Raw genomic sequence first — 23,195 nt, 5'->3', positions numbered from 1 at the left:
GTGGCACACCCATCACCAGTCGGTCGCTTCGCGGCGATGAGCAAAGGCGCACCAGTGAACGAGATCGACGATCCGATCTACTCGGACACGACCGAACCCATCCCGGCCGAGTTCGGCCGTCATGTGATCGAACAGGCGGAAGGCGCGATCATGTTCGTCTACGGTCTCGACGAACCGGCGGCGGCGGCGGTGCTGTCCGCCCGCGCCGCCGACACCGGCCGCACACTCGCCGGGCTCGCGGCCCGCGTGCTCGCCGAACTTCCCGATCGCGCGCACCCCGAAGCGATCGAGCACACCCGTGCTCGTCTGGATCGGGTGCTGCTCGTCGCGAGTACGGTCACGCACCGCGAATAGCCGCCCGTGCGACGGGCCCCACTCGGAAGTGCGGGTGGGGCCCATCGGCTCAGTTGGAGGGCAGCTGGACGACCTGGATGTAGAAGCCGTCGATCTGTTTGATCGCGTCCATGAACTGATCGAGATCGACCGGTTTGGTGACGAAGGCGTTGGCGTGCAGCCGGTAGCTGGAGAGGATGTCTTCCTCGGCACTCGAGGTTGTGAGCATGACCACCGGGATCGCGGCCAGGTCCGGATCGGTTTTGATCTGCTCCAGGACCTGGCGGCCGTTGTATTTGGGCAGGTTCAGATCCAGCAGGATCAGGTCCGGGCGCGGCGCCTGGTCCCACGCGCCGCGCCGGTAGAGGAAATCGAGTGCTTCCTCGCCGTCACGGGCCACGTGCAGGGTGTTGCCGAGTGTGTGGGTCTCGAACGCCTCACGGGTGATCAGCTCGTCACCGGGATCGTCTTCGACCAGCAGCACATCGATGATTCGACCTGGGGCACGCATCAGGTGGTGTCCTTCCGGGGTTCACCGCCGAAGCGGAGTGGTACCACCCCGGCCCATGCGGACTTCTTCGAGGTCGACCCCTCCAGTCAACCAGACCGATGTCACAAGTTCGCCGCGTGCGCCGAATAGGTGCTCCCGCCTGCCCCGCGCGATCATCGATGGGGCAACCAGGTCTTGGCGGCGGACACCGACGCGCGCACGCCGTTCGGCAGCCTCGATTCGACGACGGGACCGGGCCGAGCCACCGGGAATCACGTTCACGGCATCGCCAGCGTGTAGGCCCCGGGAGATTTCTCGGACACGGCACGGACCGCTCCGGAGTCCTCGCTTTCGGATCTCGCTGGAGGGTCCGCCTTGCTGAAACCCCTCGAACGCCGACCTGCATGATGGGCGCATGCTTCCCACCGACGACTTGGTCCAGGCCGCCCGCCGCCCAGCCGTGATCGACACGCCGCTCGGCATCGTCGAATTCTCCGTCTCCCTCGGATCGGAAGTTCTGCCCGACGTGCCGAATGCGGTGTGGCGCTTGCCGAATGGCGCGCATCTGCACCGGTGGCAGCATTCGGACGCGGCGGTCGACCTGCTGATCGGAAGTATCGACTCACCGCCGTGGGACGGAAGCGAACCGATTCCGATGTGGGCCGGAATCTGGCAGGTGCGGGCGACCGCGAAGGTGTCGGGGCTGGTCTTCTCCGCCGAGCTGACCGATCTGCCCGCCGACGCGTGCGGCGGGCCCGACCCCGGCGAATGTCTCGCGGCCGTGAGTGTCGAGAACGAGCATTTCATGGTGTCGATCGGCGGCCCGGATTCCGAACTGCTCGCCATGCAGGCCGCCGACGGTCGGCTCGTCCCCTCCGGCTGGGCGCGCCTGCTGCCAAGCGACGTGGACGACACCATCACCGAATACGGTGTGCGATACGCGGATCCGGCGCGCGTGGCCTGGCATCTGCCCGGCCTCGCCGCCGCGGACGTGGCCCGATTGTGCATCGCGACCGCGTGGTGTCCCCGCGACGACGACCGACCGGCGGCCTGGTTCGCGGTCGACATCCCGCTCGATACCGCCTACTACCAGTTGACCGCCGGTCCGACCTGAGAGCGTCCCGGCGGATTCAGCGGCTCGGGCGCTCGCGCGCAGGTGGGGCGGGAACGGCAGGTTCGGTAGTGTCATCGAATACCGTTGTGGGACAATGGCATCCGATCGGACGGCATTCGGTGGAAATGACGGCGGCTCGGGATGCGTTGTCCGGAAGCGAACGGCTGTGCGGGCCGGGCCTCGGATCGCATACGGTGATCGGGACGACCCGCTCGGGAGGAGAATTCGGTGAAGATTCGATTCGGGGTCGGTACCGGCGCGGGCACCGACCCGGAGGCGCTGCCCGAACTCGTCGACCGGCTCGAAGCCGCGGGTGTCGATTCGCTGTGGTTCTCCGAACTGGTCTACTCCCAGGCCGTCGATCCGGTGGTCGGGATGGCGTTCGCGTTGTCGCGGACCACCCGGTTGAAAGTCGGTACCTCGGTGGCGATCCTGCCCGGCCGCCATCCCGTGCTTGTCGCCAAACAGTTGGCGTCACTGGCGGCGCTCGCCCCCAAGCGGGTACTGCCGGTGTTCGGGTTGCAGCCCGCGAGCGGCAACGAACGCGACCTCTTCCCGGTGCCCGGCCGGCGCGGCGCCGTCTTCGACGAATCGTTGCGGCTGCTGCGTGCGGTGCTGCGCGCCGACGACGTGGATTTCGACGGCGACTACTTCTCGGTGCGCGGGGCCGCGGTGGGGCGGCGGTCCGCGCGTCCGCTCGATATCTGGCTCGGTGGCCGGGTGCCCGCCGCCTATCGCCGCATCGGCCGCTACGGCGACGGCTGGTTGGGCAGCTTCCTGACGCCCGAGGAAGCCGCGGCCGGGGTGGCGGCGATCAACGCGGAGGCCGCCGAGGCGGGACGCGAGATCGAAGCCGATCACTTCGGAATCACCGTATTCGTGGCCGAGGACGGTATCCCCGCGGAAGCGGCGGCACGGATCGGACGGCAGCGCCCCGGCGTGGACCCGGCCGATCTGATCGCGGGCGGTTGGCCGGAGTTGCACCGGCTGATCGACGGCTACCTCGCGGCCGGACTCAGCAAATTCGTGGTGGTACCCGCGGGCGGCAAGCCGATGGACGGTTTCGTCGACCGCTTCGTCGCCGAACTGATGCCACGCCAGAACTGACCGTTCGCGCCGGGGTCCGCTGTCGAGCTCCGGTCGCGGACGTTCGTCGAATTCCGCGACGCCGAACCGCCCGGCTGCGAAATGATCGGACAACCGTGGCCGAGCGTGGTCGAGCCACGTGGTAGCGGCAGGGATTTCGGGTAACTCTTCCCCGAGGGAGAGGCAGGCGGGAGATTCGCACATGGACGATATGTGGTTCGGTCACTATCGCCTCGAACGTCTGCTCGGTAGCGGAGGCACCGGCCGGGTCTGGGCGGCACACGACACCCGCACCGACAGGGACGTGGCCCTGAAGGTGCTTACGGCCGAGGTCGGGGCCGACCCCGCGTACCGGCAGCGCTTCACCAGGGAGGCCCGCCTGGCCGCGCAGTTGCGCGGTCCGCACACCGTGCCGATTCACGGCTTCGGTGAACTGGACGGGCGGCTCTACCTGGACATGGCGCTCATCGAGGGAGTCGACGGAGCCGAACTGCTGCGCCGCGCCGGGCGGCTCGCTCCCGAAGCCGCCGTCCGGATCGTCGCGCAGGCCGCCGTCGCCTTGGATGCCGCGCATCGGATCGGACTGGTGCATCGCGACGTCAAACCGTCGAATCTGATGGTGACGTCGACCGGGTACGTGTACCTGATCGATTTCGGCACGGCTGTCAGCGCGGGCCAGCGCCCGATCACCGCCACCGGCAATATGGTCGGCACACTCGGATACGTGGCGCCGGAACGCTTCGGCGGGACCGCCGACGCTCGCTCGGACCAGTACTCACTGGCATGCGTGCTCTACGAACTACTCACCCGCCGTAGGCCTTTCGGCGATGGTGACGCGCCGCAGCAGGTGTGCGCGCACCTGATGTCGACACCGCCGATGGCGAGTGACCTGGTCGCCGCCGTACCCCCGGAGTTGGACGCGGTGATCGCGCGCGCCTTGGCCAAGGAGCCGGGCGACCGCTGGTCCACGGCGGGGGAATTCGCGGCGGCGGCCCATGCCGCGGTGACGGGGCGTGATCTGCCGACCGTCGAGATCGGGCCGGTGAGCGTTCCGGGCCCCGCGATGGCGGCGATCGGTATGTCGGAGGCCGGCACAGCCCGTATGCCGGGATCCACGACATCGATCGGCGTCCCCGAGGCCGCCCGAACACACTCGTCCGGTCCGTCGAACCGGCGGGCACGTTCGGCCGCCGCGGTATTGGCCGCACTTTTCGCGGTGATCGGCGGTGCGCTGTGGCTCGGCACGCCCGGCACCGGCGAGACCCACTCCGCTACCCCGACGACCCGGCCCGACGTCACCGTGGTGCCGCCGACCGCGGCACCGATCGCCACGCCGCCGATCGCGCTCACCCCGGTGGCGGGGTGGCCGTGTGACCCGGCTGTGCAGGGCACCGGATTCGACCGGGACGGTGTAGCGCTGCGCTGCAACGACTTCGGGGGCACCGCGAGTTGGGCGTCGTCGGTACCGCAGACCGTTCAGGCCGGACCGGCGCACGACGACGATATCGTCGGCCCTCCCGGGCAGGGCAACGGCTCGGGTCAGGGCAACTCGGGGCATGGAAATTCTGGTCACGGCAACGGTAAGGACAAGCGGGACAAACCGAACAAGTAGCGGCAGCACCGTATGTACTGACGACGTGGACGACGTGGCGACGGCGTTGCCGGTGCGCTACGTGGTGCGATGTCTGCCGGGCGAATACTCCGCCTCATCGACGGTCTCGGATGTCGGGTCGATCTCGTCGGCGATCGCTTCACGCTGACGGACCTGCCGGGACTCTGCGACGGTCTCGGCGCGGATCTGCTCGGCTTCGGCGCGGCGCTGTTGGAGGCGTCTGCGTTGCAGTGCCCATCCCAGTGCTGCCAGGAGCAGGACTACGACGATCACGATCACGATGATCCAGACGATGGTGCTCGTGGCCATCTTCGACTCCTCGGAGTTCGGTCGCGGCCGCTCGTGGCCGCCGACCAGTCAGTAATAGTGGCGGCGGCCGCCGACGGCGCGGCCCATCGATCCCAAGAGCAGCAGCACCAGGCCGACGACCAGGACGACGAGGCCGATGGTCCACAGGATCGGAATGTCGAAGAGGAATCCGAGCAGGAGCAGGATGATTCCGATGATGATCATGGTGACTTCTCGTATTTCGATGGGTGGCCCGGAAACGCGAGCCGTGGGTGAGCGCCGGTGACAAAGAGATGTCCTCGAACTCGGCGCGGGCGTATTCGCTGTCGCCCGTGATCCGGTCGCCGGACCGAATCGCCATTGCCTATGGCATGTGACCAGCGACTTTTATGGGCAGCCCCTCAGTCAACTCCGCTGGATACACGGCTGTCAACGTCATCGATGCCGGGTCGACTGCGTCGCCCGGGCGGAACGATCGCTTCATGGCGGGCTCCTGATTCGTCTCGGTTACGGAGCTCTACCCGCCTGACGAGATCGGAAACCGAAAGTTTGCTGGGTCGGGAATGTCATGACGGCCGCCCGCGATCACCCCTGCGGCATCCGTTCGATGGTGGCGCAGGTCGCCCCGTCGGGCCCGTCGAGCATGAAGGAGCGACGCCCGACCAGATCGTTGACGGAGAACGTGGAATCGATGCCGCGGAATTCGAACTCGCCGTTCCTGTCGGCCTCGAATCTGCCGAATTTGGCGGTGAGATCTCCGACGGCGGCGGTCGCGAAATCGGCCGGATCGGGGCGATACGCGGGGGATTTGCTCAGGTCCATCGGGTCGAGGAGACGGCCGACGCCTTCGCATCCCTTTCCCGCGGCGGTGACGAATTCGTGGATGGAGGCGGAGTACTGCTCGCGAGGGTCGAGGCCGGTGAACGACGCCTCGATGAGAACGGTCTCGTCGAGCGGGACGAATTCGACCCGGCCCGACAGTGATCCGCTCTTCAGTTGCGCGACAACGGGATCGAACCTCGGCGCGGGAGCGGCGGTGGCGGTCCATCCCAGAGCGGTCGCGGAACTCGCGACGACGACACCGGCGATGAACAATGCCGTCGATCGGCGACCGGGTACAGACATCATGCCTCCGTTGAACATCAGCGCGAGCGTCTCGGCGCGAGGGAAAGCGCGGGTGAGGCGGGGCCGTCGAAAACCCCCGGCGTTCCAGGGAGCTCGACCCGCCGACACTGATTCGGAGCCGTCGTCGTCTCGGATTGGTCCGACCGGACCCGCAGCGCTGTCGGTGGTGCCGAACGCTACGGGTTTCCGTTCAGCGGAATTCCCGCACGACTACGATCCGTCCGACGATGTGGCGGTTGAATTCGTCGAGTTCCTCGGCGGGTACCCACAGTTCGAGGATCGTCCGGCCACCCGCCTGGCGAACGGGATATCCGGCGGCGAACTCGGCATCGATCTCGAACCGGGTCACGTAGCCGACACCGGACGCCGGGACGTTCCAATCCCGCGCGATCCGTATCGCGTAGTCCTCGTTCAGGACCGGGTAGAAGATCGGCTGATCCGGCAGGCGCGGTGGCCATGCAGTCCATCCCGAGGCCTCGACGAGCGCCAGTTCCTCCGGACCCGTCGGTCGCCACAGGGTCAGTGTCTCGCGTCGCTCCATCGCCGATCCTCGGTCGTGTCGTGTTCGGTGCGGCATCGCATCGCCGGACCCTCGACAGCCAGTCGTTTTCCGGCCACGAGGGTTCGGCCGGGATTTCGGTTCACACGCCGAGTTGGAAGCGTGCGCTGCGGACGGCGTCGAAGCGTTCGGGCACGACTCGATCGACGAGGGCGGCGATACGGCCGAGGATCGGACCGATACGGCGGGGGCGGTCGATGACGGCGTCGCAGATCGCCTGCGCGCCCTGTTCGGGGGTGAGCGCGGCGGCGTTCCGGTAGAGCGGGTTGGGGGCGATCATCTGTGTGCGGACGAGCGGCATGTAGACGGAGGTGAATCGTATGTTCTCGGTGAGGGTTTCGACCTGGAGGTTGGCGGTGAGCGAATCGAGCGCGGCCTTCGAGGCGACGTAGGCGCTGTATCCGGGGCCGCCGAACAGGTTGGCCACCGACAGGACGGTGACGACCTGTCCGTCGCGCCGTTCGCGCATGCTGGGAAGCAGGGCGAGCATGAGGCGGGTCGGGGCCAGGTAGTTGAGCCGCATGGTTCGTTCGTAGTCGTGGAAGCGGTGGTAGGACTCGTCGAGGCGGCGGCGGATGGAACGGCCCGCGTTGTTGACCAGGATGTCGACGCCGCCGTGATCGGCGAGGATCCGGGCCGCCGTCGCGTCGAGCGCGTCGAAATCATTGAGATCGCAGGGATATACGGCCGCTTTGCCGCCGAGGCCCTCGATCTGCGCGGCGACCTCGCGCAGTTCGGGTTCGCGTCTGGCGATCAGTGCGACGGTGGCGCCCGCCGCCCCGATACGCACGGCCGCCGCACGGCCGATGCCGGAGGACGCGCCGGTGATCACCACCGTCCGGCCCGCCACCCGCTCATCGAGCGTGTGCCGCCTGCGCAGCCGGGACAGGCTCACCTGGGTGTCGAGGCTGTGCTTGATCAGATGGGGTAGCTCGCCGATTCCATACATAGTGATGAATCCTAATTTATATAACTAGTGATGTATATTGCCGGAATGGACGCCGCCAGCCTGCATCTTCTCGCTCGTCGCCTGCGGGCCGTCGCCTTCGCCGCGACCGGCAATACCGGCCCGCGCCGATTCGCCCCGAGCGACTACGCGGTCATCGAGGATGTCGCGGTGTATCCCGAATCCTCGATTCGCGAGATCACCGACCGGACGGCGATCGTGCAGAGTCTGGTGTCGCGCATCGTGGCCCGATACCGCGACGAGGGTCTGTTGGTGACCGCGCCCGACCCGGCCGATGGACGCCGGGTCCTGGTGAGCGTCGACCCGGCGACGATGGTCGAGGTGTTCCGGACTCGCGGGCGCGCGCCCATCGAGACCGCGCTGATCGCGGAAATGCCCCGGTTGTCCCCGGAGCGGCAGCGCCGGATCGTGGAGTTGTTGGACGAGTTGGCCGACCTGGTCGGCGCCGCAGGTCCCGAGGCCGACGCCGGTTCGTCACGCCGGTAGCGGCCCGCATCGATTCTGTATCGCTCTTTGCCCCACGGCTATGGTGGTGAGGAAAGCCTTACCTAAAGGTGTGGATCGGAAGCTCGAGGTAGTGCCATGGAACCGGATCGGGACACGAAGCTGCCCTTGACCTCGGCCCAGCGCGAGGTGTGGTTCGCCCAGAATCTCCACGGCGATGTGCCGCTCACGATCACCCAGTACACGGATGTGACGGGTCCGCTCGATCGTGGCGTGTACGCCGCGGCCGCCAGGTACGCGGCGCGTGAGTTGGGCGGCTACCTCGGATTCGGCGTCGACGACGACGGCACGCCGTGGCAGCGGCTCGAATTCGATCAGTACGACGAGGTCGATTTCCTGGATATGACCGCGGAGCCGGATCCGCACGCCGCCGCGCTCGCGTGGATCGGGCGGGACCGGCGTACGCCGGTCGACGTGACCGTCGACGCGCCCATGTGGTCGACGATTCTGCGGATCGGTCCGGAACGCCATCTCGTCTACACCCGCGCGCACCATCTCTTACTCGACGGATACGGCGCGATGACGCTGGCACGACGGCACGCGCAGATCTACGGGCAGATGCTCGACGGCGTCGAACTCGCGCCGCCCACGCTCGGTACCCCGGACATCCTGCTGGAGGCCGATCGCGCCTACCGGGCATCGACTCGGTTCGATACGGACCGCCGCTACTGGGCCGAACGCGTCGACGGATTGCCGGAAGCGGTCGGTCTCGCGACCCGTCCCGGAGATCTCGCCGCGCATTCGGTGGTGGTCGGAACCGATCTGGACGCGGCGCCGCTCGAGGAGTCCTCCGGCGGCACGGGGACGGCGGCGGTGCTGGTGGCGGTCTTCGGCGGCTACCTCGCGCGGGTGACGCGCGCGGCAGAGGTCACCCTGAGTCTGCCGGTGGCGGCGCGGACGACGGCGGCGCTGCGACGGGCCGCCGGTTCGGTGAGCAATGTGGTGCCGCTGCGTCTCCCGGTGCCGGAGTCGGCCCGGCTGGCCGATCTGATAACCTCCGCGCGCGCCGAACTGAGCGGCGGGCTGCGGCATCAGCGCTATCGCGGCGAGGATATGATCAGGGATGCCGATGGTGGCGGAACACGCTATGGCGCACGTGATTTCGGACCCGCGATCAACATCATGAACTTCCAGTCCTCGGTGGAACTCGGACCGGCGCGCGGCACCCTGCATCTGCTCGGCACCGGTCCGGTGCCGGATCTGACGCTCAATGTCTATCCCGGTTCCGCGAACGGGCTCCGCGTCGAATTCGAGGGGAACCCGAACCGCTACACGCCCGCCGAACTGGCCGCGCATCACGCGCGATTCCTGCGTCTGCTCGACCATCTCACCGGCGACCCGTCGGCGACGGTCGGCGGGTTCGACCTGGTCGATGACAAAGAACGCCGTGCGTTGGTGCCGTGGCGCGGTCCGGAAACCGGTCCCGCCGACACACTGGCGGCGTTGATCTCCTCCGCGGCGCGCCGCAATCCGGACGGCACGGCCGTGGTGAACGGCGAATCACGCTGGACCTACCGGGATTTCGATATCCGCACCGACGGATTGGCGCGTGCGCTGATCGAGGCGGGCGCGGGACCGGAGCGCCTGGTGGTGACGATGCTGGAGCGGTCGGCCGAATCGGTGGCGGCCGTGTGGGCGGTCACCAAGGCGGGCGCGGCATTCGTCCCCGTCGATCCGAGCTACCCCGACGAGCGGATCGAATACGTGCTCGCCGACAGCGGCGCCGAGATCGCGCTCACCACAGCCGAATACGCGGACAAACTGCCCGAGGGCACGCGGGTGATCCTGCTCGACGATCTGCTCTCGACACCTCCGGGCGAGCATCGCGGCTCGGTGACCGACGCCGAGCGCACCGCGGCGCTGTCGGCCGCGCATCCGGCGTATCTGATCTACACCTCCGGCTCGACCGGTCGCCCCAAGGGTGTCATGGTGACGCACGGCGGATTGGCGAATCTGGCCGCCGAACGTCGCGATCGCTACGCCCTGCGCCCCGGTGCGGTGGCACTGCACCACGCCTCACCCGGATTCGACATGGCGGTGGGGGAGCAGTTGTGCGCCCTCGCCGGGGCCGCGACGCTGGTCGTCGCCCCGCGGTTCGTCGTCGCCGGCCCCGATCTCGCCCAACTGATGCGACGCGAACGGGTGAGCAACGCGATCATCACCCCCGCCGTGCTGGCGACCCTCGATCCGGCGACGCTGCCCGATCTGACGGTGCTCGGCGTCGGCGGTGAGGCGATCAGGTCCGATCTGGTCGACGCGTGGGCCCCGGGTCGGCTGATGCGCAACGGCTACGGTCCCACCGAGGCCACCGATATCGCGACCATCGGCGAACTGGTCGAAGGTCGGCCGGTGACCATCGGCGCGCCGCTGCGCGGATTCCACGCGGTGGTGCTCGACGTGGCGCTGCGGCCGGTGCCGCCGGGCGTGCTCGGCGAGTTGTACATCGGCGGGCCCGCGCTGGCCCGCGGGTACCACGGCCGCGCCGCGCTGACCTCGGACCGCTTCGTGGCCGACCCGTTCGGTCCGCCCGGTGGGCGGCTGTACCGCACCGGTGACCTGGTGACCATCACCGACGACGGCTCGGGCACCGGATACGCGCTGCTCTATCACGGACGCGGCGATTTCCAGATCAAGGTGCGCGGGCATCGGATCGAACCCGGTGAGATCGAGACCGTGCTCACCTCGTTGCCGGGGATCGCCCGCGCCGCCGTCACCGCGCACACCGATCCGCGCACCGGAACGCATCTGGTGGCCTACCTGGTGGCCGAACCGGGCGCGGGGATCGTCCGGCCCGCCGTCCGGGCGGCGGTGGCACGGTTGCTGCCCTCCTATCTGCGCCCGGCCGCCTACGAGGTGCTGGAGACGCTGCCGCTCACCACGAACGGCAAACTGGACACTCGGCGGCTGCCCGCGCCGGTCTTCGGGCAGAACGAATTCCGCGCCCCGGCCGGAATCGCGGAGGAACGTGTGGCCGCCGTCTTCGCCGAGGTGCTCGAGCCGTCGAAACCGATCGGTGCCGACGACGATTTCCTCACTCTCGGCGGTACCTCGCTGTCGGCCACCCGGGTCGCGGCCCGGCTCGCGGTGACGGTGCGCACGTTGTTCGACGCGCCGACCGTCGCGGAACTGGCCGCCGTGCTCGCGGACGCGTCGGCCGCGCACCGTCCCGAACTGGTCGCGCTGCCGCGTCCCGAACTCGTGCCGCTGGCGCCCGCGCAATTGCGGCTGTGGCTGCTCAACCAGCTGCTGCCCGATTCCGCCGCCTACCACCTGCCGGTCGCCGTGCGACTGACCGGACCGTTGGACCGGGTCGCCCTCGCGACCGCGCTGCACGCCGTGCTGGACCGGCACGAGGCGCTGCGCACCGTCTACCCGGAGGCGGGGACCTCCGCGCGCCAACACCTGTCGAGCGTCGCCGACGCGGCGACGGCCATCGATCTCGCACCGCACGAGATCGGCGCCGATCTCACGACCGCCGTGCACCGCATCGCCACCGAACCGTTCGACGTGGCGGTCGACCCGCCCGTGCGCGCCCGCCTGTTCCGGTCCGCCGGTGCCACCGACGAGCACGTGCTGGTCCTGGTCGCCCATCACATCGCCGCCGACGGCTGGTCGCTCGGTCCGCTGATCGCCGATCTCACCGCCGCGTACACGGCGGCGCGGGCCGGGACCGCACCGGCGTGGGATCCGCTGCCGGTGCGGTACGCCGACTACGCGCTGTGGCAGCACGCGCTGCTCGGCGACCCCGCCGACCCGGAATCGACCGCGTCCGGGCAACTCGCCTACTGGCGTTCCGTGCTGGCCGATGCCCCCGACCGACTCCCGTTACCGTCGCGGGGAGGGCGGCGTGGTGAGCGCGGTGAACGCGGGGCGGCCGTCACGGTCGACCTCGCCGCGCCGAGCCGCGCGCTGGGCGACAGTACCCCGTTCATGGTGGCCTTCGCCGCCTACGCGGTGCTGCTGCACCGGCTCGGCGACCGCACCGACATGGTGATCGGCACACCCGTGGCCGGACGCGGACATCCCGCGCTGGACCGGATGGTCGGGATGTTCGTCAACACGGTGCCGCTGCGGGTCCGGATCGATCCGGACACCTCCTTCCGCGAACTCGTCGCCGCCGTGCGCACGATCGCGCTCGATGCCTTCGACCACGCCGACATCCCGTTCGACCGCGTCATCGACGCCGTGGACGCGCCCCGCGTCGAAGGCGGACATCCGTTGCTGCGCACGGTCTTCTCCTTCGAGAACCTGCCCGCGCCACCACCGCTGGTCCTCGACGGAATGCGCCTGGAACTGCTCGATCTGCCCCACGACACCGCGCAGTTCGACCTCACCCTCACCGTGCGGGAGAACCCGCCCCGCGCCACCTTCCGCTACGACACCGCCGTATTCGACGCGGCCGACGTCGACCATTTCGCCGCCGGATACCGGACCGTCCTCGCCGCCGCTCTCGCCGATCCGGACCGCCCGGTCCGCGAGCTGGGGGATATCGCCGAGATCGACGGGGCTGTCACCGACGCCGAACCGCTCGGGAGTCGGGCCACCGGTGACGTGCCGTCCGCCCCGGCGACCGCCCGCGAACACGCCATCGCCGCGGTCTTCGCCGAGGTGCTCGGACTGGATTCGGTGGGCCCCGACGACGACTTCTTCGAACTGGGCGGCACCTCACTGCTGGTGTTCACCCTGCGAACCGCGCTGGCAGACCGACTCGGCCTGCACGTCGAGCCGCGCGCGCTGTTCGCGGCCGCGACCGTGCGCGCTCTCGCCTCGGCCGAGCACGACGCCGATCCGCGTCGCTTCGCCGAAACCCTGTCCGTCGACGCCGAACTCGACGACGAATTCACCGTCGACGGCCTGGAGCCCGCGGATCCGGAGGGGCCGCTGCTGCTCACCGGCGCGACCGGATTCCTCGGCGCCCACCTGCTGCGCGAACTGCTCGACAACACCGCCCGCGAGGTGTTCTGCCTCGTCCGCGCCACCGACAGGGCCGACGGGCTGCGCAGGCTGCGCGCCGCCCTGGCGAGTTACGACCTGGCCAACGACGACCTGCCCGATCGCGTCACCGCCGTACCTGGCGATCTCGCCGAACCCCGGCTCGGACTGGACCGGGCGAGTTTCGACACGCTGGCGGGACGGCTCTCGGCCATCGTGCACAACGGCGCGCTGGTGAACCATCTCGCGACCTACGGGCAGTTGCGCGCCGCCAATGTGGGCGGCACCCGCGAGGTGCTGCGTCTCGCGGCGTCGGCGCGGGCGATCCCGGTCCATCTGGTGTCGACCCTGGACGCGGTGCTCGGGCCGGACCGCACCGGTTTCGTCGACGAGAACACCGAGATCACGGCGACCGAGGTGAACAGGCACGGCTACGTCGCGGGCAAATGGGTGGCCGAACAACTGGTGCTGCGCGCGGGCGAACGCGGCTTGCCGGTCGCGGTGTACCGCCCGGGCCTGGTCGGCGCTTCGGCACGCACCGGCGCGATATCCGCCGACGACTCGCTGTGGACGATGGTCCGTGCCGCGGCCCTGCTCGGGACCGCGCCCGACGTGGGTGACGCGGTGGTGTCGCTCGCACCGGTCGACTACGTCGCCACGGGGATCGCGGCACTGGTCGTGCGCGGCACTCCGGACGGCGAGCGCTACCACCTCGTGAACACCGAACCGACTCCGGTCGCGGAACTGCTGGCCGGACTGGTGCGCCTGGGCTACCCGATGCGCACGGTCACACCGGAACAAGCCCAGCTCGCACTCGCCGGACGACTGGGTGAATACGGTGCGGCCCCCGGCGACGATCTGGCACGGGCCGCGCTGCTCGTCGGCAATTACGTCGACGTGGACGCCACCGGTCTCACGGATCTGGTGCTCGACGACACCGCGACCCGCACCGCGCTCCTCGGCACCGGAATCAATTGCCCGAGAGTCGACCGCGCCGTGATCGACCGCTGCCTGCGCAGATTCCAGGAAACCGGTCTGCTCGCGCCCGCGCGGTCCACGGTGCGATAACCGATTCGGCCGGTAGCCGAACCCGCGCTACCGGCCGAATCACCAAGCCATCGAGTACCGGACCCGCCGTAGCGGCGCACGTCAGCGCCCCGCACCGCCGCGAGGGCCGGTGCACGACACTCCATCCCGGTACACCTGGGCGTGAACCGGGACGAACAGTCACGAATCGGTCAGAGCTGGACCCAGACCGACTTGGTCTTCATGTAGCCCTCGATGCCTTCCTTGCCGAATTCGTGGCCCCAGCCGGACTGCTTGTAGCCGCCGAAGGGGACTCCGTGGTCGAAGACCAGCTGGCAGTTGAGCGAGACGGTGCCCGCGTCGAGCCGCTTGGCGAGGTTGTGCGCGCGGCTGAGGTCGGTCGTCCACGCGGTGGCGGCCAGACCGTAGGTCGTGTCGTTGGCCATCGCGACGGCTTCGTCGTCGCTGTCGAACGGCAGGACGGTGACCACGGGGCCGAAGATCTCTTCCTTGTACAGCCTGCTGGTCGCGGGATCGACGTTCGCGAGCACGGTCGGGTGCACGAAGTAGCCGGTGCGGTCGAGCCGATGTCCGCCGGTGACGACCTCGACGCCGTCCTTCTTGCCCTCGTCGAGGTAGCCCATGACGCGGTTGAGCTGCTTCTGGCTGATCAGCGGCCCGATCATCGAGCCCTCTTCCTTCGGCCCGCCGAGTTTGAGGTTGTTCGCCACGGTCGCGATACCTTCCACGACCTGGTCGTAGACACCGCGCTGGACGAAGATGCGCGAACCGCAGACGCAGCCCTGGCCGGAGTGCACGAAGATGCCCATCGCCGCCATCATGATGGCCATGTTCAGATCGGCGTCGTCGTAGATCAGGACCGGCGACTTGCCGCCGAGTTCGAGCATGACCTTCTTGAGGTTGCCCGCCGAGGCCTGCACGATCTTCTTGCCGACCTCGGTCGAGCCGGTGAAGGCGATCTTCTCGACATCGGGATGCGCGGTGAGCGCGGCACCGGCGGTGTGGCCGTAGCCGGTCACCAGGTTGACGACGCCGTCCGGAACGCCCGCTTCGCGGATGATCCGGTCGAGCAGCACCGCCGACAGCGGCGTCTCCTCGGCGGGTTTGACGATGGTGCTACAGCCCGCGGCCAGGGCGGGCGCGATCTTGGCGCACGCGTTGAAGACCGGGCCGTTCCACGGGAAGATCAGGCCGACCACGCCGTAGGGCTCTTTGAGGGTGTAGGCGTGCATCTCGGCGAACGCGCCGGAGACGCCGCCCTGCATCTGCACCTCGTGCGCGGTGCCGTTGACCTTGGTACACCAGCCCGCGTAGTAGCGGAAGAACTCCGCGCAGGTCGGCACGATCATCTTCGCCTGGGCCAGCGGCATGCCGGTGTTGAGGGAATCGAGTTCGGCGAGTTCGTCGAGGTAGTGGTCCATCAGATCCGCGATGCGCCACATGATCTTGGCCTTCTCGCGCCCGGGCAGACCGTTCCAGACACCCGATTCGAACGACGCCTTCGCACGGGCCACGGCCTCGTTCACCGCGTCCTCGCCGCAGTCGGTGAACTCGGTGATCTGCTCCTCGGTCACCGGATCGATGATCGGAATGACATCACCCGTGCCGGGTCGCTTCTGTATTTCGTCCAAAATCGACGGCAGCGTCATTGCGGATTCCTTCTCGTGGCCGAGGCAATCGATGCGATTCGAATGCTGTGCATCTGCTTAGCATCGAGGCGGAGGCGTGGTCAAGGTCTTCGGTCGCGGTCGCGGTCGGGATCGTCGTGCGGCGATCGGGATTCGTGCTCGGGCCGGGTCGGCTTCGCCCGGTCGCGAGCCATTTACCGGCACCGCGCTCTGTGGGATGATCATGTGCCCGGCCGGATGCGCCGGTTTGTCATCGGTGGACGCGCTGAAGCCGTCACCGCCGCCGTGTGAACACAACACTCGAACCGTCCGGGTCACGTGGAGCGCGCAGAGTTCCCCGTCCGGCACGAGGAGACTCATGGCATCGATGATCGTGCAAGACAACGACGCGGCGACGCGGGTGGGACGAGCCCGCGCCGACGGCTACGACGATATCGAGCCTCGATTGGCGCGGCTGGCGTCGATCCCGGCCGACGATCCGGAGCACGCGGTGCTGCGCGAGGAGATCGTGCGATGTTGTCTGCCGCTGGCCGACCACATCGCGCGCAGATTCACCGGCCGCGGCGAAACCTACGACGACCTGCATCAGATCGCCTCGCTCGGTCTGGTACTCGCGGTGGACCGGTTCGACCCGGACCGCGGATCGAATTTCCTCGCCTTCGCCGTCCCGACGATCATGGGCGAGGTGCGCAGGCATTTCCGCGACCACACCTGGGCGGTCCGGGTGCCGCGCCGGATCAAGGATCTCAAGCTCACCCTCGGTCCCGCGGTCGAAGCGCTGTCGCAGCGTCTGGAGCGACCGCCGACCGCCGTCGAGATCGCCGTCGAACTCGACGCGGATCTGACCGAGGTGACCCAGGCATTGCTGGCGGCCAACGCGTATCGGACCGATTCCCTCGACTGCGCCGCACAGACCTCCGACGCGGAGATCTACGCCGCCCCGGTCACCGAAACCCTGGGTGACGACGACCCGGGCTACGGCCTGGCCGAGGACGCGCTCACCGTCGCCCCGCTGCTGGCCGACCTGTCCGATATCGACCGCGCGGTCCTGCGCCTGCGGTTCTTCGAAGGGCAGAGCCAGTCCCGGATCGCCGAACGGTTCGGTGTCTCGCAGATGCACATCTCACGGACATTGACCCGGATCCTGGCGGATCTGCGCGAACACGCACTCGGAGACTGACGGGGGCTCGTCCACACATTCGCGAAAGACCATCGACGGCCCGGCGGCCCTGTGCCCGCCGGGCCGTTCTCGTCCGTTGTGATCGCGCCGGGGCGGCATCGGGATCGCGACTTCTCGACTGTGACTTAGGTCACAGTTGGGTAGCGGTTGGTCCTCCGTACTCCAAAAGCTTTTCATATGTTTTGCGAAGTCTTTACCATTTGGGCGACCCGTGTTCCTTCGGGTCGCGTTCCACGAGAGGCTCGAGTTTCGCCCGCCACTCGCCTTCGATGCCAGTACATGTTCGACCGATGAACCGGATCCGCGAGATCCGGCGAAGGAGAATTATGTCCACCGACACCGATTCCGTACCGCGGACGTCGCGGCTCCACACTCTTGTCCACCACCGGGTGCTCCGTCACGACGTGCCCGCGTCGGTGGTTGTTTTCCTTGTCGCACTACCCCTTTCGCTCGGCATCGCGGTCGCCTCCGGCGCGCCGGTCGCCGCGGGACTGATCGCCGCGGTGGTCGGCGGCGTCGTCGCGGGCGCCGTCGGCGGATCGGCGGTACAGGTGAGCGGGCCCACGGCCAGCCTCGCGGTGGTGGTGGCCGAATCCGTGCACCACTTCGGTTGGGCCGTCACCTGTTTCGTCACCGTCGGCGCGGGCCTGCTCCAGATCCTGTTCGGGCTCAGCCGGATCGCGCGCGGGGCCCTCGCCATCGCCCCGGTGGTCGTGCACGGGATGCTCGCCGGAATCGGCGTCATCATCGCGCTGCAACAGGTGCACGTACTGCTCGGCGGCAATTCGCTGAGCTCGTCCCTACAGAGTGTGATCCAGCTGCCGCATCAACTGATGTCGGTGCACAAGGGCGATCTGTGCATGGGACTGGTCGTCATCGCCATCCTGATCTGCTGGAAATACGTGCCGCGGCCGGTGCGTGTGGTGCCGGGACCGCTGGTGGCCGTGGTCGTGGCGACGGTGCTGTCGCTCGCGCTGCCGACGCATGTGGAGCGGCTGGTGCTCAACGGCTCGCTGGTGGACGCGATCGGTCTGCCCGTGTTGCCGCACGGCGGCTGGTTCGCGATCGGTATGACGATGGTGACCGTCGCGCTGATCGCGAGTGTCGAGACGCTGCTGTCGGCGGTCGCGGTCGACAAGGCGCGTCCCGGCGGGTCGACCGATTTCGATCGCGAACTCGTCGGTCAGGGCGCGGCGAACGTCACCTCGGGACTGCTCGGCGGCCTGCCGATCGCGGCGGTCATCGTGCGCAGCGTGACCAACGCCAACGCGGGCGCGCAGACCAGGGCCGCGACCGTGTTGCACGGTCTGTGGATCCTGCTGTTCGCGGTGGCCCTGGCCGCGGTGGTGCAACAGGTCCCCAAGGCCGCACTGGCCGGACTGCTCATCCTGATCGGCGTGCAGTTGGTCAAACTGGCGCATATCCGGCTGGCGCGGCGCACCGGCGAACTGTACGTCTACCTCGCCACCGTGCTCGGTGTGGTCTTCTGGAATCTGTTGCTGGGCATGCTGATCGGGCTCGCGCTGTCGTTCGCGCTGCTGCTGTGGCGAGTGGTCAGGGTGACGATCTGCGCCGGACCCGTCCCGGAGACGGGCCGCTGGAAGGTCACCGTCGACGGCACCTGCACCTTCCTGGCGCTGCCGAAACTGACCGCCGAACTGGCGAAGGTGCCCGCGGGCCCGCCGGTCACCATCCAGCTGACCGTCGACTTCCTCGATCACGCCTCCTACGAGGTGCTCACCGAATGGGCGCGCCGTCGTGAATCCGAGGGCGGGACGGTCGATTTCGTGGAGATCGGCACCGCGCGCATGGCGGCGGCGCCCGCCGGACCGCCCGAGCGCGGCCACTCCCGGCAGGTGCTCGACCGGGTGATCGGTCCGCGGCGGCACAGCGGTGGCCGCGTCGACCCGATCGCCGCCGGTATCGCGTCCTATCACCGTGGTCACGCGCATCTGATGCGCCCGCATCTGAACGAACTTCGCGATCGTCACGACGCCCACTCCTTCTTCCTCACCTGCGCCGACGCGCGGATCGTGCCGAATGTGATCACCGACAGCGGTCCCGGTGATCTGTTCACCGTCCGCAATGTCGGCAATCTGGTGCCGGTCGGCGGCAGCGATATCTCGGTGGAGGCCGCGCTGATCTACGCGCTGGAGAAATTGGACGTCCGCGCGGTCGTGGTCTGCGGGCATTCCGGGTGCGGTGCGATGGAGGCGCTGCACCGCGAGGTGCAGGCCGATCCCGGCTTCGGCGACTGGCTGGCATACGCCCGACCGAGTCTGGACCGATTCCGGCTGGGACATCCGGTCGCGGTCGCGGCGGCTCTCGCGGGCTTCGGCGAAGTGGACCAGTTGGGCATGGTGAACGTGGCCGTCCAGCTGGAATCGCTGCTTGCCTATCCGGCGGTGCGCCGTGGCGTCGAGGAACGCGGTGTCGCGGTATCCGGGCTGTTCTTCGACCTGGCGACCGCGCGGGTGATCGAGGTGACCGTCGACGGGATCGCCGATTTCGACGACAGGGGCGCCCGCGTCACCGCCGAGCCGGTCTGACGTCCGATCCGTTATCGTTCCGTGATGTTCGATCCGGCGCCACGCCGAGACGGCGGTGTGGAGCGGATCACATCGGAACTCTCGTATCGAACGAGACACTCCTCGGCAAATTCTCAGGTTTTGCTAAGTCTTTACCAATAATCTTGATCTGGTTTACATCTCGATCCGATGTCGTGTCGGGACCTGCTTCACCGCGAGATGCCGGTTCGCGGTCTATTGCCCAGTTGGACAAACGATCGTCAACCGAACTCGGTGCCGGGCCGTCGGGAGCCGTCCGCTCCCGCGCCGCGCCGCCGAGTCGGCGAAGGAGTAATGATGGCTGTCGAGAACGATCTGGCCCCACCGGGATTCGGTGCTGAAAAGAGAACTACCGCAACACGATCCGATCGTCTGGCATCCATCGTGCGCCACGATCTGCCCGCTTCGATCGTGGTATTCCTTGTCGCGCTGCCGCTTTCGCTCGGCATTGCGGTGGCTTCCGGCGCGCCCGTCGCCGCGGGTCTGGTGGCCGCGATCATCGGCGGTATCGTCGCGGGCGTCATCGGCGGGTCCACCTTGCAGGTCAGCGGCCCGGCCGCGGGCCTGACCGTGGTGGTCGCCGAATCCATCAGTCAATTCGGTTGGCGTGTCACTTGTTTCATCGTCGTCGCGGCGGGTGTGCTGCAAATCCTGTTCGGGCTCAGTCGAATCGCGCGCGCCGCGTTGGCTGTCGCGCCGGTCGTCGTGCACGCCATGCTCGCGGGCATCGGCATCACCATCGCGCTGCAACAGGTCCACGTGCTGCTCGGCGGGTCGTCGCACAGTTCGGCGTGGAACAACATCACCGAACTGCCCGCCCAGCTGATGTCGCTGCACGGCGGCGGCGCGTTCGTCGGCGGTGTGGTCATCGCGATCATGCTCGGCTGGCGCTACGTCCCGGCCAAGGTACGCGTGGTGCCGGGGCCGCTGGTCGCGGTCGTCGTCGCCACCGTTCTGGCGACGGTGCTGCCCACCGGCGCCGAGAAACTCGTCCTGAGCGGTTCGCTGTTCGACGCCGTCGCGTTGCCGCAGATCCCCGACGGCGGCTGGTCCTCCGTCGCGGTCATGGTGCTGACGATCGCCCTTATCGCCAGCGTCGAAAGCCTGCTGTCGGCCGTCGCGGTGGACAAGATGCACACCGGTCCGCGCACGCATTTCGACCGCGAGCTCATCGGACAGGGTTCGGCCAATGTGCTGTCCGGCCTGGTCGGCGGTCTCCCGGTGACCGGCGTCATCGTGCGCAGCGCCACCAACGTGCAGGCGGGCGCCCGCAGCCGGGCCTCGGCGATCTTGCACGGTGTGTGGATCCTGCTGTTCTCGGTCGCGCTGGTCGGACTGGTCGAACAGATCCCCAAGGCCGCCCTGGCCGGTCTGCTGATCGTGATCGGCATCCAGTTGGTGAAACTGGCCCACATCAAACTCGCGCGGCGCACCGGTGACCTGCTGGTCTACGCGGTGACGGTGGTGAGCGTCGTGCTGCTCAACCTGCTGGAAGGCGTCATCATCGGACTCGTGCTCGCCTTCGGCCTGCTGCTGTGGCGGGTCGTGCGGGTGGCGATCGTGGCCGCGCCGATCCCGGCCTCGCAACGCTGGCTCATCACCATCGACGGCTCGTGCACCTTCCTCGCCCTGCCGAAACTGTCCGCGGAATTCGCCAAGGTGCCCGTCGACGCCGACGTCACCGTCGAGATGACCGTCGACTTCCTCGACCACGCGGCCTTCGAGGCCATCGAGGAATGGGCGCGTCAACAGGAGGGCAACGGCGGCAGCGTCGATTTCGTGGAGATCGGCAGCGTCCGGATGGCCGACGCGACAACGGGCCCGCCCGCTCGCGGTTTCGGCCGCGCGGTATTCGAGGAGATCCTCGGACCGTGGCGGCGCGAGGATCGTCACCGCGATCCGCTGGCCGCGGGCGTCGCCGCCTATCACCGCAGCCACGCCCACGTCGTGCGTCCGCATCTCGACGAACTGCGCGACCGGCAGGATCCGGATTCGTTCTTCCTGACCTGCGCCGATTCGCGCGTGGTGCCCAATGTCATCACCAACAGCGGTCCGGGCGACCTGTTCACCGTCCGCAATGTCGGCAATCTGGTTCCCGTCGAGGGCGACGCCTCGGTGGAGGCCGCGCTGCTGTTCGCGCTCCAGGAACTGAACGTGCGGTCCATCGTGGTCTGCGGTCACTCCTCCTGCGGCGCGATGGCGGCGCTGTACTCGGGCGCGCAGGCCGATCCCGGGATCAGCGCGTGGCTCGCGCACGCCGAGCCGAGTCTGGACCGGTTCCGGCACGAACATCCGGTGGCGGTCGCGGCCCGCGAGGCCGGATTCGGCGAGGTGGACCAGTTGAGCATGGTGAACGTGGCTACGCAGCTGGAGACGTTGCACCGTCATCCCGCCGTGCGAGCGGCGATCGCCGAACGCGGGGTCACCGTGTCGGGACTGTTCTTCGACATCGCCAGTGCCAGGGTCATCGAGGTCACCGTCGACGGGCTCGCCCACATCGATGACACCGCGCCGGATCCGATGACACCGGAGTTGGTCTGAGCGACCTCGTACGCTGGCGTTGTGAGTACGGATCTCGACCCCCGGTCCACGCCGCCGCCGACCGGTTGGCGTGCCTTCCGCGCGGGCGTGGCCGCGCGGCCTACGCTGAACCTCGCCTACCGGATCGGTGTCGGGTTCGTCGGCACGGCGGTACTGATCGTGGGAATCGTCGCTATTCCGTACCCCGGCCCCGGCTGGGCGATCGTTTTCGCCGGGCTCGGCATCCTCGCCACCGAATTCTCCTGGGCGCGTCACGCGCTCGGCTGGTTGCGAGATAAATATCGGCAGGTCATGGCCTGGTACACCGCGCGTGGCCCGGTGCTGCGGGTGAGCGCGGCGCTGGCCACCGCGTTACTGGTGATCGCGACGCTATGGATTCTCGGCACATTCGGAATGGTCGGCGGCTGGATCGGAGTCGAATCGGAATGGTTGCACAGTCCCCTCATGTAGTGGGTTCCGTTCCCGGAACCACACTCACGCACCCGGAGTGGCTGACCGCGCGGATCGCGGAGATGGGCCGGTCCTGGGGGACCACCACGCCGCGCATCGCGGGCACGCTGTGGTGGTGCATGGCGGCCTCCGCGCTGGTCGAACAGCTCGTATGGGCCTATATCGACGGCGAGTCCACGCCGACGCCGGAATTGCGGAACCTGGACTGCGACATGCGACCCGACGGTGGCGTGGAACGGGTGCGGGTTTCGGCGGCGACCGGGGACGACTGTGCCGACGGCTCCGAGGTCAGCGCGCCCGCCGAGGGGTTGCACGACACGCTCGCCATGGTCATCCCGTCGGTGGCCGAGGTCTCCGGCGCCGGTGTCGCCGCGCTCTGGGCGATCGTCGCCGACGCCATCGGCAATCGCGCCATCGACGCGGGCGATCCCGCCGCGGGCAGCAGGCTCGCCGCCGAGATCGGCGGGAAATTGCCCGCGCCGCGTTTCGTCGATGTCGGTGGGCGCACTTTCGTCCGCAGGATCTCCTGCTGCCTGGTCTTCGAGGTTCCCGGCTGCCAGATGTGCACCAGTTGCCCCAAACGTCCCGCCGCCGACCGTGCGGCCCTGCTCGAGGCGACGGCCGCCCGGAGCTGAGGAAGCCCGAACCTCGCGCCGTCCAGCCGTACGGCGTGAATGCGCGCGCGGCGCGGACGGTTAGCATGGTCGCGCCGGAGCAAACGTGTCTCCGGTGATGACGCGCGCGGGAAAGACCCGCCCACGAGAACGTCAAG

General features: G+C 68.5%; 18 protein-coding genes. 11 read left to right on the top strand and 7 right to left on the bottom strand.

Annotated features, from left to right (window positions below; genetic code table 11):
* Positions 1 to 54: 54 nt before the first annotated feature.
* Positions 55 to 354 carry an ANTAR domain-containing protein gene (locus OG225_RS22975; protein WP_405177211.1) on the top strand — a complete coding sequence of 100 codons (300 nt, stop codon included), beginning with the start codon at positions 55 to 57 and terminating at the stop codon, positions 352 to 354.
* A gap of 49 nt (positions 355 to 403) precedes the next feature.
* Here OG225_RS22975 and OG225_RS22970 read toward each other — a convergent pair whose 3' ends face one another.
* Entirely contained in the window at positions 404 to 844 is a 441-nt protein-coding gene (locus OG225_RS22970) for a response regulator (protein ID WP_405177210.1), read from the bottom strand.
* A 394-nt stretch (positions 845 to 1,238) separates the two neighbouring features.
* On the opposite strand from OG225_RS22970, the gene OG225_RS22965 reads away from it, so the two are divergent.
* The 3 genes from OG225_RS22965 to OG225_RS22955 all read left to right on the top strand — a co-directional run bounded on the left by OG225_RS22965 (position 1,239) and on the right by OG225_RS22955 (position 4,635).
* Complete coding sequence (locus tag OG225_RS22965; protein ID WP_405177209.1) at positions 1,239 to 1,937, top strand: hypothetical protein; 699 nt, start codon at positions 1,239 to 1,241, stop codon at positions 1,935 to 1,937.
* A gap of 228 nt (positions 1,938 to 2,165) precedes the next feature.
* Positions 2,166 to 3,044 (top strand): TIGR03854 family LLM class F420-dependent oxidoreductase, encoded by an 879-nt coding sequence (locus OG225_RS22960; RefSeq protein ID WP_405177208.1) that lies wholly within the window; start codon positions 2,166 to 2,168, stop codon positions 3,042 to 3,044.
* 181 nt (positions 3,045 to 3,225) lie between these two features.
* Positions 3,226 to 4,635 (top strand): serine/threonine-protein kinase, encoded by a 1,410-nt coding sequence (locus OG225_RS22955; protein WP_405177207.1) that lies wholly within the window; start codon positions 3,226 to 3,228, stop codon positions 4,633 to 4,635.
* 57 nt (positions 4,636 to 4,692) lie between these two features.
* On the opposite strand, the gene OG225_RS22950 is transcribed toward OG225_RS22955, so the two are convergent.
* The 5 genes from OG225_RS22950 to OG225_RS22930 all read right to left on the bottom strand — a co-directional run bounded on the left by OG225_RS22950 (position 4,693) and on the right by OG225_RS22930 (position 7,556).
* Positions 4,693 to 4,944, bottom strand: a complete 252-nt coding sequence (locus tag OG225_RS22950) for a hypothetical protein (protein ID WP_405177206.1) — start codon at positions 4,942 to 4,944, stop codon at positions 4,693 to 4,695.
* A gap of 48 nt (positions 4,945 to 4,992) precedes the next feature.
* Positions 4,993 to 5,148 (bottom strand): DUF6131 family protein, encoded by a 156-nt coding sequence (locus tag OG225_RS22945; protein WP_216907050.1) that lies wholly within the window; start codon positions 5,146 to 5,148, stop codon positions 4,993 to 4,995.
* Positions 5,149 to 5,508: 360 nt separating this feature from the next.
* Entirely contained in the window at positions 5,509 to 6,051 is a 543-nt protein-coding gene (locus OG225_RS22940) for a hypothetical protein (RefSeq protein ID WP_405177205.1), read from the bottom strand.
* A 187-nt stretch (positions 6,052 to 6,238) separates the two neighbouring features.
* Positions 6,239 to 6,589 (bottom strand): ADP-ribosylation/crystallin J1, encoded by a 351-nt coding sequence (locus OG225_RS22935; protein ID WP_405177204.1) that lies wholly within the window; start codon positions 6,587 to 6,589, stop codon positions 6,239 to 6,241.
* 100 nt (positions 6,590 to 6,689) lie between these two features.
* Positions 6,690 to 7,556, bottom strand: coding sequence for an SDR family NAD(P)-dependent oxidoreductase (locus tag OG225_RS22930; protein WP_405177203.1), 867 nt, complete (start codon positions 7,554 to 7,556; stop codon positions 6,690 to 6,692).
* Positions 7,557 to 7,601: 45 nt separating this feature from the next.
* Here OG225_RS22930 and OG225_RS22925 point away from each other — a divergent pair, with 45 nt between their 5' ends.
* Both OG225_RS22925 and OG225_RS22920 read left to right on the top strand, forming a co-directional pair.
* Positions 7,602 to 8,060, top strand: coding sequence for a MarR family transcriptional regulator (locus tag OG225_RS22925; RefSeq protein ID WP_405177202.1), 459 nt, complete (start codon positions 7,602 to 7,604; stop codon positions 8,058 to 8,060).
* A gap of 96 nt (positions 8,061 to 8,156) precedes the next feature.
* Entirely contained in the window at positions 8,157 to 14,078 is a 5,922-nt protein-coding gene (locus OG225_RS22920; protein WP_405177201.1) for an amino acid adenylation domain-containing protein, read from the top strand.
* 170 nt (positions 14,079 to 14,248) lie between these two features.
* On the opposite strand, the gene OG225_RS22915 is transcribed toward OG225_RS22920, so the two are convergent.
* Positions 14,249 to 15,706 carry an aldehyde dehydrogenase family protein gene (locus OG225_RS22915; RefSeq protein WP_405177200.1) on the bottom strand — a complete coding sequence of 486 codons (1,458 nt, stop codon included), beginning with the start codon at positions 15,704 to 15,706 and terminating at the stop codon, positions 14,249 to 14,251.
* A 337-nt stretch (positions 15,707 to 16,043) separates the two neighbouring features.
* Here OG225_RS22915 and OG225_RS22910 point away from each other — a divergent pair, with 337 nt between their 5' ends.
* The 5 genes from OG225_RS22910 (at position 16,044) to OG225_RS22890 (ending at position 23,058) form a co-directional block, all read left to right on the top strand.
* A complete protein-coding gene (locus OG225_RS22910) occupies positions 16,044 to 16,865 on the top strand; it encodes a SigB/SigF/SigG family RNA polymerase sigma factor (RefSeq protein WP_405177199.1) in 822 nt (273 codons plus the stop codon).
* A gap of 326 nt (positions 16,866 to 17,191) precedes the next feature.
* Positions 17,192 to 19,414, top strand: coding sequence for a SulP family inorganic anion transporter (locus OG225_RS22905; RefSeq protein WP_405177198.1), 2,223 nt, complete (start codon positions 17,192 to 17,194; stop codon positions 19,412 to 19,414).
* A 312-nt stretch (positions 19,415 to 19,726) separates the two neighbouring features.
* Positions 19,727 to 21,973, top strand: coding sequence for a SulP family inorganic anion transporter (locus OG225_RS22900; RefSeq protein WP_405177197.1), 2,247 nt, complete (start codon positions 19,727 to 19,729; stop codon positions 21,971 to 21,973).
* Positions 21,974 to 21,994: 21 nt separating this feature from the next.
* A complete protein-coding gene (locus tag OG225_RS22895) occupies positions 21,995 to 22,423 on the top strand; it encodes a TIGR02611 family protein (RefSeq protein ID WP_405177196.1) in 429 nt (142 codons plus the stop codon).
* Positions 22,423 to 23,058, top strand: a complete 636-nt coding sequence (locus OG225_RS22890; RefSeq protein WP_405177195.1) for a (2Fe-2S)-binding protein — start codon at positions 22,423 to 22,425, stop codon at positions 23,056 to 23,058. Before OG225_RS22895 ends, OG225_RS22890 begins: the two co-directional genes overlap by 1 nt.
* The last annotated feature ends 137 nt before the right edge of the window (positions 23,059 to 23,195 follow it).

This window comes from Nocardia sp. NBC_01377, from assembly GCF_045040005.1.
Classification (GTDB): domain Bacteria; phylum Actinomycetota; class Actinomycetes; order Mycobacteriales; family Mycobacteriaceae; genus Nocardia; species Nocardia noduli.
This window is presented reverse-complemented; position numbering and strand designations above follow the sequence as displayed.

Bases quoted from the DNA above. Each gene is read 5' to 3' on its own strand.
- OG225_RS22920 (WP_405177201.1), top strand. From the start codon at position 8,157: ATGGAACCGGATCGGGACACGAAGCTGCCCTTGACCTCGGCCCAGCGC.
- OG225_RS22915 (WP_405177200.1), bottom strand. From the start codon at position 15,706: ATGACGCTGCCGTCGATTTTGGACGAAATACAGAAGCGACCCGGCACG.
- OG225_RS22925 (WP_405177202.1), top strand. From the start codon at position 7,602: ATGGACGCCGCCAGCCTGCATCTTCTCGCTCGTCGCCTGCGGGCCGTC.
- OG225_RS22910 (WP_405177199.1), top strand. From the start codon at position 16,044: ATGGCATCGATGATCGTGCAAGACAACGACGCGGCGACGCGGGTGGGA.
- OG225_RS22930 (WP_405177203.1), bottom strand. From the start codon at position 7,556: ATGTATGGAATCGGCGAGCTACCCCATCTGATCAAGCACAGCCTCGAC.
- OG225_RS22950 (WP_405177206.1), bottom strand. From the start codon at position 4,944: ATGGCCACGAGCACCATCGTCTGGATCATCGTGATCGTGATCGTCGTA.
- OG225_RS22945 (WP_216907050.1), bottom strand. From the start codon at position 5,148: ATGATCATCATCGGAATCATCCTGCTCCTGCTCGGATTCCTCTTCGAC.
- OG225_RS22900 (WP_405177197.1), top strand. From the start codon at position 19,727: ATGATGGCTGTCGAGAACGATCTGGCCCCACCGGGATTCGGTGCTGAA.
- OG225_RS22955 (WP_405177207.1), top strand. From the start codon at position 3,226: ATGGACGATATGTGGTTCGGTCACTATCGCCTCGAACGTCTGCTCGGT.
- OG225_RS22970 (WP_405177210.1), bottom strand. From the start codon at position 844: ATGCGTGCCCCAGGTCGAATCATCGATGTGCTGCTGGTCGAAGACGAT.
- OG225_RS22905 (WP_405177198.1), top strand. From the start codon at position 17,192: ATGTCCACCGACACCGATTCCGTACCGCGGACGTCGCGGCTCCACACT.
- OG225_RS22935 (WP_405177204.1), bottom strand. From the start codon at position 6,589: ATGGAGCGACGCGAGACACTGACCCTGTGGCGACCGACGGGTCCGGAG.
- OG225_RS22965 (WP_405177209.1), top strand. From the start codon at position 1,239: ATGCTTCCCACCGACGACTTGGTCCAGGCCGCCCGCCGCCCAGCCGTG.
- OG225_RS22940 (WP_405177205.1), bottom strand. From the start codon at position 6,051: ATGATGTCTGTACCCGGTCGCCGATCGACGGCATTGTTCATCGCCGGT.